The organism is Sphingobium sp. TomMM7A, assembly GCF_055397305.1.
The window spans coordinates 1,472,023-1,486,085 of record NZ_AP027311.1 but is presented as its reverse complement, the minus strand read 5'-3'; the positions used below and the strand labels follow the sequence as shown (position 1 = coordinate 1,486,085).

Genomic DNA, 14,063 nt, shown 5'->3' with positions numbered 1-14,063 from the left:
CCCCGCTATCGCCACATTCCGCCGCGCGTTCGGGCACCTGCTCTGGCGCGAATCGTTCGCCATCCGTATCGGCCGCTGACTGCCGCAAGATCAGGATATGCCTTTGACCCAGTTGATGACGGCCGACGCGGTGCGCCGATCCGATGCGATTTCGATAGCTCGGGTGATCTGCATATTGGGTGTGGTCTATGTGCACGCCTGGACCGGGTTGAACGGTCATGATCTGGAAATCGCCCGCGGCACACCGCAGGAAAATCTGCGCTGGCTGCTCATGGAAATATTCGGGCGCAGCGCAGTGCCGCTGCTGGGCGTCATTTCCGGCTGGCTGGTAGCGGGATCGTCCCGCGCGCAGAGCTGGTTCCGTCATGTGCTGCAAAAGGCGCGGACGATCCTGTTGCCAATGATCCTGTGGAATGGCCTTGGCATCCTGCTGGTATCCGGCGCGGCCTGGTCGCTGGGATTGTCAGCGCCTGTGCCGGTCTCGTTTGACTGGTTGTTTCAGGAGCTGTTCGTCGTGACCCGGAACCCGGACATCAATGTGCAGATGCCGTTCCTGCGCGACTTGTTCCTGTGCATGGTCATTGCTCCATTGCTGCTTCGCCTACCCAATCGCGTGCTGATTGGCGTTGCTGCTGTTGCAGCGGTCGCGCAACTGGCGGGATGGGGGCCGCCGGTGCTGATGCGCCCGGCGATCCTGTTCTTCTTTGTCGTGGGTATGATGGCCCGGCGAACCGGGTTGGCGGAGCGGGTTGCGGGACTGGGTTGGGCCGCAGCGGCCATGCCTTTCCTGTTGTTGATGGCCGTGCAGCTTCATTTTTCCCTACAAGCGGCGCAGGGATCGGCCATGGGCGTCGGCTTGCTTGACCTCGCCGTGCGTGTTGCGGCGGCCACCTGTTTCTGGCGGCTCTCCTGGGGGCTGGCGGGAAGTCCCGTGCGGGGAATGCTGTTGAGGATCGAGCCTTTCGCCTTTCTGCTATTCTGTTCGCATCTGATCCTGATCTGGCTGGGCGGGCCGTTGCTGGGCGTGTTGTTCGGGAAGCTCGGTTCGCCCTTCTATCCCGCTTATCTGTTGATTCAGCCCTTGCTGGTCCTGATCGCGGTATTGCTGTTGGGATCGCTTCTCAGCCGTGCCTGGCCGGGTCTGGCAAAGGTGCTGAGCGGCGGACGCTTGCAGGGAGCCTCGGCGGTCAGCTAATCGCTTTGGCGGCGGCCATGGCGATTTCCAGGCTACGCTTGCGGGCACTGAAATCATGGATTTGCCCGCCGATGATCAATTCATCGACACCCGTCCGCTCTACGAAAGCGGCAAGATCCTCTTGGACCTTGTCCTGCGGGCCGATCGACGTGGCGCTCAGGACATCCGAAAGCATCGCCTGCGCGCCGGGTGGCAGGCTTTCGAAATAGCCGGGCACGGGTGGTTGTAACTTGCCCGGCTGCCCCGTGCGGAGACGAACGAAGGCCTGTTGCATGGAGGTGGCGAGCAGCTGCGCTTCTTCCATGCTATCCGCCGCGAATATATTATAGCCTGCCATCACATAGGGGCGATCAAGCTGGGCCGATGGCCTGAAGTCGCGACGGTAAACCGCGATCGCGTCCTCAAGCGCGCCAGGAGCGAAATGGGAGGCGAAGGCATAGGGCAGGCCCAGCGCGGCGGCGAGTTGGGCGCCGTAGAGGCTGGACCCGAGGATCCAAAGTGGCACATCTTCGCCCGCGCCGGGCGTCGCCTGAAAGCCGAGCCTTCCGTCACCCGCGAAATAGGCCTGCAATTCCAGCACGTCGCGCGGAAATTCATCCGGCCCACCGGAAAGCGTGCGGCGCATGGCTTGAGCCACCCGCTGGTCCGATCCGGGCGCGCGGCCTAGCCCAAGGTCTACTCGACCGGGGAAAAGCGCTGCGAGCGTACCGAACTGTTCGGCTATCAGCAGGGGGGCATGGTTGGGGAGCATGATGCCGCCCGAACCTATGCGGATGGTCGATGTCGCCTGTCCGATATGCGCCAGCACTACCGAAGTTGCGGCCGATGCGATGCCCGGCATGCCGTGATGTTCGGCAACCCAATAGCGATGGAAGCCGAGTTGTTCAGCATGAACGGCGAAGGCCGCGGCGTTGACGAGAGCTTCGCCAACGGTGCTTCCTTCAATGACGGGGACGAGGTCCAGAACGGAAAAACGGATCATTGCCCGGATATGGGGCGATGATCCGTTTTATTTCAATACCTAGGATCAGGACCTATTAAATTGCTTGCGGGGACGAGGATTGGTTGATTCAATGGTGGCGCGAGGAGGCGTTACCATGAGTGATCTGATCTGGTTGTCGCTGGCGCAGATGCGTCGGATCGAGCCGTATTTTCCGCTGTCGCACGGCGTGCCACGGGTGGATGATCGTCGGATCATCAGCGGCATCATCTTCGTGATTAGAAACGGCCTGCGGTGGCGCGATGCGCCTGCCGACTACGGCCCGCCAAAGACGATCTACAATCGCTTCATCCGGTGGAGTCGGCTCGGCGTGTTCAACAAGATCTTCTCTGCCCTTTCGGCCAAGGGCGGCAAGCCTGACCAGTTGATGATCGATGCGACGCATTTGAAGGCGCACCGAACCGCAGCCAGTCTGCTCAAAAAGGGGCTGTTCCCAGACGTATCGGACGCACCAAAGGCGGTCTGAACTCGAAGCTTCACGCCGTATGCGACGGTCAAGGCAGACCGCTGGTCATGCTGCTCAGCGAGGGGCAGATGAGCGACTACAAAGGCGCTGCCCTGATGCTTGACGCCTTGCCCCACGCCAAAGCCCTGCTCGGTGATCGAGGCTATGACGCCGACTGGTTCCGCAAGGCGCTCGCGGAGCGCGACATCACCGCCTGCATCCCCTCGAAGAAGAATCGGAAGATCCTGATACCGCATGATGTCGTGCTCTATCGCCAGCGCCACAGGATCGAGAATATGTTCGGCAGGCTCAAGGACTGGCGCCGCATCCACACACGCTACGACCGCTGTGCCCACACCTTCATGTCCGCCATCTGCATCGCCGCAACCGTCATCTTCTGGATCAATCAATGAGTCCTGAACCTAGATGTTAGCTAAGATCAGCCTACGCGGCCGAACCCCTGCGACGGTGGTTCGGATCGGCGGCCAAATGTGGCGGGGCGACGTGCGACCAACGGATTGGAGTCGTGATCGAGGAGGGACATTGTCTCGGTAAAGCAGGGCCGCAAACTGACGACAACCTCGATCAATTCGTCAGGACCCTCGCGTGTTTCGACGCAGCGGCGCGCGACCATTTCAATGCGTTCGGCCATGCTGCTCAAGCGATGGGCGCCAAATTGAGCCGATTCGCCCTTCAATGTGTGAGCGGGCGTGACGAGCGCGATGGCATTGCGTTCGCGGATCGCCTGCTCGATCGCGCCAATGGCCTTGTCGCCATCCTCGCGAAAATAGCTGAGAATCCGGAGAAATGCGCTGCCCAGTTCCGACCGGGACTTTGCCAGATCGGCCTGATTGACCAGTTCTGCCTCTTGATACGACACCCTGTCACACTCCCTGTTTCGACTTCAGCATAGAAGCCGCGCGTAAACAGCAGGTTAAGCGGAGGCGTCAGAACAAGGTTGGCGTCAGGATTTACGCGACAATTCAAAGCGATCGCCAGCAGCGGCGGAGAAATTCCAGCCATGCTGCCGGGTAAGCGCCTCCAATTCGCGGGCGGCGTTGGGGTCGTCCGCTTCGACCGTTACCGCATTGGCCGACCGCATCGCGCGGGCGGCGCGCAATGCGGGCCAGGGGCATTTCATTCCCCTGGCATTCACATAGGCGGTATCATTTGGTGGCATAGGGATTGCGCGCGCTGCGCAACGTAAGGCGCACGGGCACGGCGCCGAAGCCCAGTTCCTTGCGGATGCCGTTGACGAGATAGCGCCGGTAGCTTTCCGGTAGTTCGTCCAGACGGGTGCCGAATAGCACGAAGGTGGGCGGGCGGGTCTTGTTCTGGGTGATGTAGCGGAGCTTGATCCGCTTTCCGCCGGGGGCGGGGGGCGGATTGGCCTCCAGCGCGCGTTCGAACCAGCGGTTGAGGATGCCGGTGGAGACGCGCTGAGACCAGGCGGTGCGTGTTTCGAAGGCTACGCGGATGAGGTCGTCCAGGCCCTTTCCGGTCGCGCCGGAGACGGTCATGATCGGCACGCCGCGTATCTGCGCGAGGCCGTCGGACAGCGCCTGCTTGATGCCCTGATACAGGGCCGAGCCATGCTCGACCGTGTCCCATTTGTTGAGCGCGACGACGAGGGCGCGGCCTTCCTCCAGCACCTTGTCGGCAATGCGCAGGTCCTGCGCTTCCAGCCCGCGCGTGGAATCGAGCAGAAGCACAACGACTTCGGCGAAGTTCACAGCGTTCAGACCGTCCGAAACTGCGAGCTTTTCGAGCTTGTCCTGCACCTTCGCACGCTTGCGCATGCCAGCGGTGTCGATCAGGCGGACGGGGCGGGGTTCAGCCTCCTCATTGCGGGGGTCTGTCCAAGTCCAGTCCACCGCGATGCTATCACGGGTGATGCCTGCTTCGGGGCCGGTGAGCAGACGGTTTTCGCCGAGCAGCCGGTTGATGAGGGTCGATTTGCCCGCATTGGGACGGCCGACGATGGCGAGCTTGAGCGGAGCGGCCTCCAGATCGGCCTCGCTCGGTTCGGCTTCCTCTTCTTCCTCATCCTCCCGGTCGATATAGGGGAGGAGCGCCTGGAACAGGTCGGCAAGTCCTTGACCATGTTCGGCGGAAAAGGGGATGGGGTCGCCCATGCCTAGGCTGAATGCCTCCATCACGCCGTCGTCACCGGCCTTGCCCTCGGCCTTGTTGGCCATCAGCACGACGGGCGCGTCGCCTTCGCGTAGCCAGCGGGCGATTTCCTCGTCCAACGGGGTGATGCCAGCGCGTGCATCGACGACGAACAGGGCGACATCGGCATTTTCGACCGCCGCCTGCGTCTGCATGCGCATCCGGCCGGGGAGGGTCTGAGGATCCTCGTCCTCATAACCGGCGGTGTCGATGATGGTGAAATCGACGCCGAGCAGGTTCGCTTGCCCTTCCCGCCGATCGCGCGTGACGCCGGGCTGGTCATCGACCAGCGCCAGCTTCTTGCCGACGAGCCGGTTGAAGAGGGTGGACTTGCCCACATTGGGCCGCCCTACAATGGCAACTGTGGGCAGCATGATAGCCCGTTTCCTTTAAAATGACGGTGCTCCTGCGCAGGCGGGAGCCCAGTCCAAACGGCGGATCTGGGCTCCCGCCTGCGCAGGAGCACGCTTATCTAACATCATCTAAGGCGTTAACGAAACGCCGTCAGCTTGCCGTTGTCAGCAAGGATATAAAGCATGTTGTTGGCGACAACGGGGGAAAGCGACATGGACTTGTCCATATCAACTGCCGATTGAACGGCGCCCGTTGCCGGATCGACATAGTTGAGATCGCCATGGGTGGATACCAGGATCAGGCGACCGCCTGCCAGAACGGGACCCGTCCAACGGATGGCGTTCGCCTTCTTCTTTTCCTTTTCCCAGCGGCGAAGCTGGCTGATCCAGCGAATCTTGCCGGTCGCGCGGGCGACGCAGAGCAGCTTTGCATCGCTGGTCACGACGAATACCCATTCGCCCGCAACCCACGGCGTCGAGATGCCCGCAATATTGATTTCCCACAGGCGTTGGCCGCTCACCAGTTCATAGGAGGCCATGCGGCCACCCTGACCGATGGCGAAGACGCGGCCACGGTCGATAACCGGATTGGCATCGATGTCGGTGAGGGAGGCGACGGCCGTTGAAATGCTGGTGCGCGAAAGGGCATCGCCCCACAGCGTGCGGCCATTTTCATAGCGGTAGGCGGTGAGTTCGCCCGAGCTATAGCCCGCGATCACAGTGCCCTGCGCAGCGGCGGGGGCGGCGACGCCGAACACGCCGGTCACCTGCAACGTGCCACTGTCGGTCCACTGCACTTCGCCATCGCTTTGGTTGAGCGCGAAAATCTGGTTGTCCTGCCCCATGACATAGACATGGCCGTTAGCGAGCGTCGGTGCGCCGCGTAGCGGGCCACCGGGGCGCTTCTTCCACAGGATGGAGCCGTTTGCGGCGCTGAGCGCGGCTACGTCGCCCACGCCGGTGCTCGCATATACCTTGTCATCGACGATGCTGACGCCGCCGCCGAACAAGGCGCGGCCGCTGCCTTCGGCGGGCAGGGCAGTCTGCCAGAGCTTCGCGCCGGTCGCGGCATCGAAGGCGATGACATGGGCGCCCGCGTCGATGACGTAGAGCTTCCCATTGGCGATCACGGGTGAGGAGGCGAGACGCGCGCGAGGCGTGCTGCCCTCGATCGAGCTGGTCCAGGCCGTGGCGGGCGAGGTGCTCAGCGCAAGATTGCCCATCGCCTTGGCAGGGCTACCGCCCGGCTGCGACCATTGGTCGTTGGCATAGGCTTCGGGAAGCGACACGGGCACATCGGCCAGGGTCGGGTCGACCTCCACGCCTTGCTCGTTGGTCAGGATGGATACGCGGTTGCCGACCACGGGGGTCTTGGGTCCACCCTTCTTGCCCCCGATGACGCCGCAGCCCGCCAATAGCGCGACCATCGCGGCGACGGTCAGGACCCGGCGCGTGCCCGCAAATTTCGTCATGCTGTGCATCCCCATGCGCTTATCTTCATCCCTGTCCCGGTACGGCCGACGTTTCGACTGCATCTATGCCCAATAAGCCCGCCATCTGTCGCGCGCGTGAACGGATCGACTGAGGCACGGTGGCATCCTTTGCCATCGCTGCGAACAGCGGGCCAGCAAGATCGGGCTTGCGCATCTTCATATAGGATATGGCGACCAGTTCGCCCGCGCTGCCGAACCATGGCGCGCCTTCAACGGCGAGGGGCTTGAGGCGATCGACCACCTGTTGCGGCTGAAGCGTCTCGAACTCCAGCGTGGTCTGGCGGATCAGGGCGAGGTCGCGATAGGGCTGATCAAGCGAGCTGTCCGCTGCCATTGCCTTGTAAGCGGCGATCGCAGCCTTGTTGTCGCCCTTGCGCGCGGCGACGCCAGCTTTCACGAGCTGGGCTGACGCGCGGAAGCCGGGCTGGCTGGCGTCGGTCAGCGTGTCGAGTTGTTTGGCATCGGGCGTCCCGCCGCCCGCAGCGGCCGAGATGACCTTGTCCATTTCTTCGGACACGGCTTGCGATTGAGTGGCGCTGTAATGCTGCCAATAAAGCCATGCCGCAAAGGCAACGAGGCCGATGACCACGGCCGCGACGATCCAGCGGCCAAAGCGCTGCCAGAAGGTCAGCAATTGGTCCTGACGCACGGCCTCATCGACCTCGCGCATGAATGCTTCGCTATTTTGCGGCGTCAGGGCCACGTGGGTCTCCAGATATGCGTCAGAAAAAGCTCGCGGAAGGCGCGATCAATAGCGGCGGTGGCGCTTAGCGCAAATCACTTTTTGGGGCGATAGACCTGATCTGCGGTGGGAAAGCTGCGATTGCGTACTTCGACGGCATAGCGTTCGGCTGCATTGCTGATGGTTTCGGCAATGTTTTCGTATCGCTTCACGAAGCGCGGCACACGTTCGAACATGCCGAGCATGTCCTCGGCGACCAGCACTTGGCCGTCGCAATGGGCCGATGCGCCGATGCCGATGACGGGAATGTCGATGCTGTCGGTGATGGCGACGGCGAGGTCTTCCATCACGCCTTCAAGGACCACGGCGAACGCGCCAGCCTGCGCGACGGCGCGGGCGTCGTCCATGATCTTGGCATGTTCTTCCTGGCTTTTGCCGCGCGCGCCATAGCCGCCCAGTGCGTTGACGGCCTGAGGCGTGAGGCCGACATGGGCCATGACGGGGATGCCGCGCTGGGTGAGGAAGGCGATGGTTTCGGCCATTGCCTGACCGCCCTCCAGCTTGACGGCGGCGCATCCGGTTTCGGCCATGACACGGCTGGCGCTGGCGAAGGCCTGGGCGGGGGAGGCTTCGTAGCTGCCGAAGGGCATATCGACGAGGACGAGGCTGTGGTAGCTGCCCCGGACCACGGCGGCGCCATGGGCTATCATCATGTCGAGCGTGACGGGCAGGGTCGAGGGCAGGCCGTAGATGACCTGACCCAGCGAATCGCCGACCAGAAGCATGTCGCAATGCGGATCGAGCAGCTGCGCCTGCCGGGCGGTGTAGGCGGTCAGCATTACCAGCGGCTCGTCCGTCTTGCCTTCAGCCTTGCGGCGCTGGATCGCGGGGACGGTGAGACGCTTCATCGGCGCGGGCGTGGGATTGGCGCGGCTGGTGGAGGTGTCGAGGGTGAAGGTGGTGGACATGAAGGCGATGTACCCCAGTGGGGTGGCGGGCGCAAATCGGGTTGTAATTCCGTCATCCCAGCGGAAGCTGGGATCTCCTTGGGCCAGGCTTTGCCTGAGATCCCAGCTTTCGCTGGGATGACGAACCCCTGTACCAAAAAGATGCGGGAGCGGCGGGCCTGTGCCGCTCCCGCAGGGGGAGAACATCGTTACGGTATCAGAACGAGAATTTGATCGTCCCGCCCCAAGTCCGGGGATCGCCAGGCTGGCCAGCGATCAGGCCGGTGTTGCCGGGAGCAACCTGAAGATTTTCGATATAGTTCACGTCAAAGGCGTTGCGGACCCAGCCGAATACATCGAAGCCCTCGCCGCGGAAGCCTGCGCGGAAGTTGGTGAGGGCATAGCCCTTCACTTCGGTATAGCGTGACGGTGAGGCGTTCGAGTTCCAATGGGAGCGGTAGTTGCCGTCGACGCCCAGATAGACCTGACCTTCCTTCGCCAGCAGCGTCACCGGAATGTTATATTCCGCGCCGTAGGAGAAAGCCCATTTGGACACGCCGGGCAGGTCCTGACCGGAGATGTCGCACTGGCGAGGGCTGGCAGCGCCCGGAACGCCCGGCTGCGAATAATCGGGCGTGGCGCCAGAAGGTTGCGAGGGTCCACCGGACAGTTCCGGCGGGCAGGGTGCGTTGGTGAACTTCTTATATTTGGCGTGGGTATAGGCCGCGTTGGCATAGGCGGTGAAGCGATCGCTGGCGACCACCTTGAAGTCCGCCTCGATGCCCTGCGACCGGACCTTTTCGGCATTGGCAAGGTAGCCGCGCACGGTGCCGAACTGGCCGCCGTTCACGGTCGCCTGGAAGTCCTTGATCGTGGTGCGGAAGGCCGAGATGTTGAAGGTCGCGCGCCGATCCCACAGCTGGGTTTTCAGCCCGACTTCGAAATGCTGGACCGATTCCGGCTTCACCGTTGCGGCATCATAGTTGACCGTATTGTCCAGGTTGAGCGGCAAGCCGTTCTGGTTGATGCCCAGCGTCTTGAAGCTCTTGGCATAGGTCGCATAGGCGAGGACGTCCCGCGCGAACTTGTAGTTGACGTTGAAGTCGTAGGTGAAGTTCCACGCGCTGTCGGAAGGGGCGCTTACCTGCGGCTGATAGACGCCGCACTGCTGCGAGGTGCCCGCGATCGTGCCGGGCGCCGGTGGCGTGGTGCAGCTGATCGCCTGACCCAGCGCGTTCGTCACGACACGTTGGTAGAAGCCCGACTTTTTATCATAGTTGAGCCGGAGACCGGGCTGGATCGTCAGCGCGTCGGTGACTTTCCAGCTGAGCTGACCGAACAGTGCGGCGCTCTCGCTCTTGAGCCACTGCGTGTTGCTGGCGGTGAGGCCCGCAAGCGTTGCAGGGTTGTTGGCCGGGTTCAACGGGTCCGACGAGGGTGCAAGGCTCCACTTGGCGGCTGCTGCCCCCTGCTGCTCCGTGCCCTGCGTGTCGATCCGCTGTTTGAAGCCGAAGAGGCCGACGACAAAGTCGATCTTCTGGCTTTCGTAATTGTAGCGGAATTCCTGGCTATACTGGTTCTGTTGCGAGGGGTTCTGCGATTTGGACACAATCGGCAGGCCCGTAAAGTCGCGGTCATTTTCCGGCTTCCAGTCCCAGAAGCGCCAAGCGGTGACCGAGGTCAGCGTGCCGGGACCGACATCCCACTTCACCCGCGCAGAAACGCCGCCGATCTTGTTGCCAGCATTCAGGTTGCTGTCGAGGTCGGACAGGCGGTCATAGGGATTGCGGCTGGGCACGACATAGCCCTGCGCTGCGGCGAGAGCGTCATATTGACGGTTCAGCGGGCGCTGCGTGCGGCCGACGCGGACGAAGGTGGTGCCGCAGCATTCGGGGTCCTGCTTGCTATAGTCGCCTGACAGGGTGATGCTGAAATCGTCGTTGGGCTGGAACAGCAACTGGCCACGCAAGCCCAGATTGTCCTGTTCGTTGATCCAGCGCTGCGACGTGACGTTGTAGAGCGTGCCCCTCCGGCTGGTCGCGGCGACCGCGAGGCGGGCGGCGACCGTGTCGGAAAGCGGGCCGGAGATGGCGGCCTTTGCCTGCCGGTAATTGAGGTTGCCGACGCTGAGTTCCGCACGGCCTTCGAAATCGAAGGTCGGTTGGTTGGTCGTGATGTTGATCGCGCCCGCCGTCGTGTTCTTGCCGTAGAGCGTGCCCTGCGGGCCGCGCAGCACTTCGACCTGGTTCACATCCAGAAAGTCGAAAGTCGCGGCGGCGACGCGGGAATTGTAGACGTCGTCGACATAGATGCCCACGCCCTGTTCGAAGCCGTCGCTGGTGAGGCCGAACGGCACGCCAAGGCCACGGATGTTGACCGAGGTGTTGCGGGGATTGGTGGTATATACCTGCAAGGTCGGGACCAGCTGTTGAAGCTTCACGACGTTGAAATTGCCGGTCGCTTCGATGCTGTCGCCACGAATTACGGAGATCGCCAGCGGCACTTCCTGCGCCGTTTCGGCACGGCGGCGGGCGGTGACGATGATCACGTCGCCGCGAGGATTGGCAGGCTGTTCGGCCGCGTCGGCGGCCGGGACTGCTGCATCGGCAACTGGCGCAGGCACTTCCTCTGCATGAACGCTGGACGCAAAGATGGATGCGCTCGCCACGCCGGCGAGCAACAGAGAACGCGCAATCATAAAAATTCCCCTTCCGGAGGTCCGGTGAATGTTGATCGCGGCGTTTCCGGTTGGCCGGTCAACACCGATGGTCTGGGAATGGTACTGGACAGTTGGCGGCCCACCCCTGCCGCCTATCATTAACCGCCTGTCCGGCGGCTCGGTTTTGCAACCCTTAAAGGCCCCCGCCTTTTTTAGGCGGTGAGACGAGTCTTTTCCGTCACGTCGATCTGGACGACGCGGGCATCATGCACGGTCAATGTGATCGACCCGAAACGCAGTGCTTCAAGAACGCCGCGAACCTTTTCGATGCTGACGGAAATGTCCGCCCGCTGGCCATCTGCGCGGCCGTTGCGGGCAAATTCTGTTGATGGGCTGTCACTCATAAGCACCTCATGGCCCGCTTTTATCTCAACTAATTCAATAGACAAAAAAGCAAATATATAGGGCGCCCAAGTTTGCCTTGTCGCGCCCCTTTGGAATTCAGCCGATCAACCGCATCGCCGCCAGTTTGCGGTCATGTTGATGATGGGCCAGGGGAATGGCTGGCCGCATCTGTCGCATGAGCGAAGCCTGTTCATGTGCATTGTCGACCAGCCGTTCCAGCAGGGATTGGCCGAAATCCCATGTGCCAAGATTGGCTTCAGCATTGATATGTCCGCTAAAGCCCCCATCGACAAAGCTGCTGCCCCAGTTTTTGGCGATACTGTGGGCGCGTTCGAAGAAGATATAGGGGTCGTTGCGGCTGGCGACGACGATCGACGGGAAGGGTAGCTGTGCTCGCGGGGTCGGTCCAAAGCCGCCGATCGTTTCGGGTGTTTCCATCCGGTCGCAATCGGGCGGAGCGACCAGCAATGCGCCCGTCACCGGCCAACCATAAGCCTGGCTCTGCAACGCGCCCCACCAGGCGACAGCGAGGCAACCCAGGCTGTGCGCGGCCAGGATGATCGGTCCTTCAACTTCGCGGATCGCCGCATCAAGTCGAGTGACCCATGCATTACGGTTGGGGCTGGCCCAACTGCCCAGATCGACACGCTCGCAATCGCCGCGCATGCCCTCCCAAAGGGTTTGCCAATGACCGGGGCCGCTGTTGTTGAGACCCGGTATGGTCAGCACCACAGGGTTGCGCGCGTCGCCCAGATGTCCGAATCGGTCCATGGTGTGATCCTCGTCCAATTGCACGATGGATGTATATTCTATTCTTTAGGTAGACAATGCTTCCGCGACCAAATGTGTCCAAATTTAGGCGACTGGATTCATCTGGGGTTCAGCATTGGAAGGGCGCCGTCAGGGCAACAACTTCGCCGTTACCAAGGATATATAAGACCGTAATAGGAGTAGACGTTGCGGCCATAGGCCTCGTCATATTCCGGCCGAGTGTCCGCGAGATGACGGGGGGCGCTGTCCAGCATCTCCTTGCTAAGATCGACGATATAGCCGCCCTTGCCCGTGTCATAGCTCAGCATCGCCCATGGGATGGGGTAATGGTCATGGCCGATGCCGAGAAAGCCGCCAAAGGATAGGACGGCGTAACGGACCTGGCCGCTGCGTTTTTCCACCATGAAATTCGAGATATGGCCCAACCGTTCGCCTTCGCGGTTGTAGACGGCGGTTCCTTCGACACGGTCGGATGCGATCAGGTCGCCGGGATTTTCCACTGCCGGGTCAGTCATTGTCACCCTCCTGAACAGGAATCAGGCTATGATGATGAAACCGAGCAGGGTCAGCGGGGTTCCCACTCTTCACGCAGGAGGATGACATGAAGATCAATCGCAGTGGTTCGGCGGTATGGAGCGGCGGCCTGAAAGAGGGCAAAGGCGCGATCTCCACGCAAAGTGGCGCTTTGGACGCGCATCCTTATGGTTATGCCATGCGGTTCGAAGGGGTGCCGGGATCCAATCCGGAAGAATTGATCGCCGCCGCCCATGCGTCCTGCTTCACCATGGCGCTATCTCTCATTTTGGGGGAGGCCGGGCTGACGGCGGAGAAAATGGAAACGAACGCGGTCGTGACGCTGGAGCAGCAGGAGGGCGGCTTTGCGATAACGGCAAGCAAGCTGACGCTGAAGGCGACCATTCCCGGTGCTGACGACGCCAAATTCCAGGAGCTGGCCGCCAAAGCCAAGGAAAATTGCCCCGTGTCGAAGCTGCTGAACGCGCAGATCAGCCTGGAGGCGGAATTGCTAGGCTGAAGCGAAACGGCGGGTGCGGACATGCTCCCGCCACGCAATATATAGGCCGCTGGCGATGATGAGCGCTGCGCCTACCCAAGTAGTGTGCATCGGCCATTCACCCCAGATCAACAGGCCCAGCAGTGTGGACCAGATGATGGTGCTGTAATCCATCGGCAGCACCACGGATACAGGCGCATGGCGAAGCGCGCCGGTCATGCAGAGCTGCGCAATACCGCCTGTCAGCCCGACGCCGACGAGCATGGCCCAGGTCATGGGATCGTGCACCTTCCCGACGAACAGCATCAGGATACCCAGCGGCGGCACGGACAGGATGGTGAACCAGAATACGATGACGCCGGTCTTTTCGGTGCGGCCAAGGTCGCGCAACAGCAAGCCGATGCAGGCCGTGATGATGGCGGCGGACAACGCGACGGCAAGGCCGAACGGCGGGAAATGCGCGCCATCAGGGCGGACCATGACGATGATCCCGACAAAGCCCAGCATGATGGCAGCCCAGCGGTGGGGGCCGGTCGCTTCGCGCAAAAGGATGGCCGACAGCAGCGTGGCGAAGATGGGCATGGTGAAGCCGATCGCGGTGGCTTCGGTTAGGGGAAGAAGCAGATAGGAGCCGAAATTGAGGACCATGCCGGTAAGGCCGAGGACAGTCCGGCTCACATGCGCGCCCAGCCTGTTCGTGCGGACCGAGGGGAGGCCATCGGTCATCGCGACCCACGTGACGATAAGGGGCAGGGCGAGCGCCTGACGGTAGAAGATCAGCTCGACCAAGCTGACGCCCCGCGTGCCCACAAGCTTGCCGAGGGCAAACATGACGGCCATGAACAACATCGCCAGCAAACGCAGGCCGATGCCTGTCAGCGCATGTTCGTCACGCGCCGATGGTGGCGGCGGAAGCTCCTCTGGCGGGC

Annotated in this window: 15 protein-coding genes; 3 read left to right on the top strand and 12 right to left on the bottom strand. The window is 62.1% G+C overall.

Going from position 1 to position 14,063, the window contains the following annotated elements; all coding sequences use genetic code 11:
• Positions 1-97 precede the first annotated feature (97 nt).
• Entirely contained in the window at positions 98-1,195 is a 1,098-nt protein-coding gene (locus ACZ5ZH_RS07525) for an acyltransferase family protein (protein WP_464771087.1), read from the top strand.
• Here ACZ5ZH_RS07525 and ACZ5ZH_RS07520 read toward each other — a convergent pair.
• The gene (locus ACZ5ZH_RS07520; RefSeq protein ID WP_464771086.1) at positions 1,188-2,177 is read right to left on the bottom strand and encodes an LLM class flavin-dependent oxidoreductase; all 990 of its coding nucleotides are present in this window, start codon (positions 2,175-2,177) and stop codon (positions 1,188-1,190) included. The two genes, ACZ5ZH_RS07525 and ACZ5ZH_RS07520, sit on opposite strands and share 8 nt — an antisense overlap.
• Before the next feature lie 115 nt (positions 2,178-2,292).
• Here ACZ5ZH_RS07520 and ACZ5ZH_RS07515 point away from each other — a divergent pair.
• Positions 2,293-3,053 (top strand): IS5 family transposase gene (locus tag ACZ5ZH_RS07515; RefSeq protein ID WP_464771085.1). Its coding sequence is split into 2 segments (ribosomal slippage): positions 2,293-2,626 and positions 2,626-3,053, totalling 762 coding nucleotides; the frame shifts between segments, so codons are not numbered across the junction.
• Positions 3,054-3,079: 26 nt separating this feature from the next.
• On the opposite strand, the gene ACZ5ZH_RS07510 is transcribed toward ACZ5ZH_RS07515, so the two are convergent.
• The 10 genes from ACZ5ZH_RS07510 to ACZ5ZH_RS07465 form a co-directional block, all read right to left on the bottom strand.
• Positions 3,080-3,520 carry an Hpt domain-containing protein gene (locus ACZ5ZH_RS07510; protein ID WP_449473535.1) on the bottom strand — a complete coding sequence of 147 codons (441 nt, stop codon included), beginning with the start codon at positions 3,518-3,520 and terminating at the stop codon, positions 3,080-3,082.
• An 84-nt stretch (positions 3,521-3,604) separates the two neighbouring features.
• Positions 3,605-3,820, bottom strand: coding sequence for a sulfurtransferase TusA family protein (locus ACZ5ZH_RS07505; protein WP_449473533.1), 216 nt, complete (start codon positions 3,818-3,820; stop codon positions 3,605-3,607).
• Complete coding sequence (der, locus tag ACZ5ZH_RS07500) at positions 3,807-5,186, bottom strand: ribosome biogenesis GTPase Der (protein WP_449473531.1); 1,380 nt, start codon at positions 5,184-5,186, stop codon at positions 3,807-3,809. The genes ACZ5ZH_RS07505 and der overlap by 14 nt, the downstream gene beginning before the upstream one ends.
• Positions 5,187-5,302: 116 nt before the next feature.
• Positions 5,303-6,652 (bottom strand): PQQ-binding-like beta-propeller repeat protein, encoded by a 1,350-nt coding sequence (locus tag ACZ5ZH_RS07495; protein WP_460986214.1) that lies wholly within the window; start codon positions 6,650-6,652, stop codon positions 5,303-5,305.
• Positions 6,653-6,662: 10 nt separating this feature from the next.
• Positions 6,663-7,361: a tetratricopeptide repeat protein gene (locus ACZ5ZH_RS07490; RefSeq protein WP_464771084.1), complete on the bottom strand. Its 699-nt coding sequence runs from the start codon at positions 7,359-7,361 to the stop codon at positions 6,663-6,665.
• Between the two features lie 74 nt (positions 7,362-7,435).
• A complete protein-coding gene (gene panB, locus ACZ5ZH_RS07485; RefSeq protein ID WP_464771083.1) occupies positions 7,436-8,308 on the bottom strand; it encodes a 3-methyl-2-oxobutanoate hydroxymethyltransferase in 873 nt (290 codons plus the stop codon).
• Between the two features lie 196 nt (positions 8,309-8,504).
• The gene (locus ACZ5ZH_RS07480; RefSeq protein WP_464771082.1) at positions 8,505-10,985 is read right to left on the bottom strand and encodes a TonB-dependent receptor; all 2,481 of its coding nucleotides are present in this window, start codon (positions 10,983-10,985) and stop codon (positions 8,505-8,507) included.
• Between the two features lie 173 nt (positions 10,986-11,158).
• Positions 11,159-11,350, bottom strand: a complete 192-nt coding sequence (locus ACZ5ZH_RS07475) for a YezD family protein (protein ID WP_449473523.1) — start codon at positions 11,348-11,350, stop codon at positions 11,159-11,161.
• Positions 11,351-11,447: 97 nt separating this feature from the next.
• Positions 11,448-12,122: an RBBP9/YdeN family alpha/beta hydrolase gene (locus ACZ5ZH_RS07470; protein WP_464771081.1), complete on the bottom strand. Its 675-nt coding sequence runs from the start codon at positions 12,120-12,122 to the stop codon at positions 11,448-11,450.
• Between the two features lie 149 nt (positions 12,123-12,271).
• Positions 12,272-12,637, bottom strand: coding sequence for a PRC-barrel domain-containing protein (locus ACZ5ZH_RS07465; protein WP_449473521.1), 366 nt, complete (start codon positions 12,635-12,637; stop codon positions 12,272-12,274).
• An 86-nt stretch (positions 12,638-12,723) separates the two neighbouring features.
• On the opposite strand from ACZ5ZH_RS07465, the gene ACZ5ZH_RS07460 reads away from it, so the two are divergent.
• Complete coding sequence (locus ACZ5ZH_RS07460; protein WP_449473520.1) at positions 12,724-13,155, top strand: OsmC family protein; 432 nt, start codon at positions 12,724-12,726, stop codon at positions 13,153-13,155.
• On the opposite strand, the gene ACZ5ZH_RS07455 is transcribed toward ACZ5ZH_RS07460, so the two are convergent.
• Positions 13,147-13,983, bottom strand: coding sequence for a DMT family transporter (locus tag ACZ5ZH_RS07455; RefSeq protein ID WP_464772615.1), 837 nt, complete (start codon positions 13,981-13,983; stop codon positions 13,147-13,149). The two genes, ACZ5ZH_RS07460 and ACZ5ZH_RS07455, sit on opposite strands and share 9 nt — an antisense overlap.
• Positions 13,984-14,063: the final 80 nt, after the last annotated feature.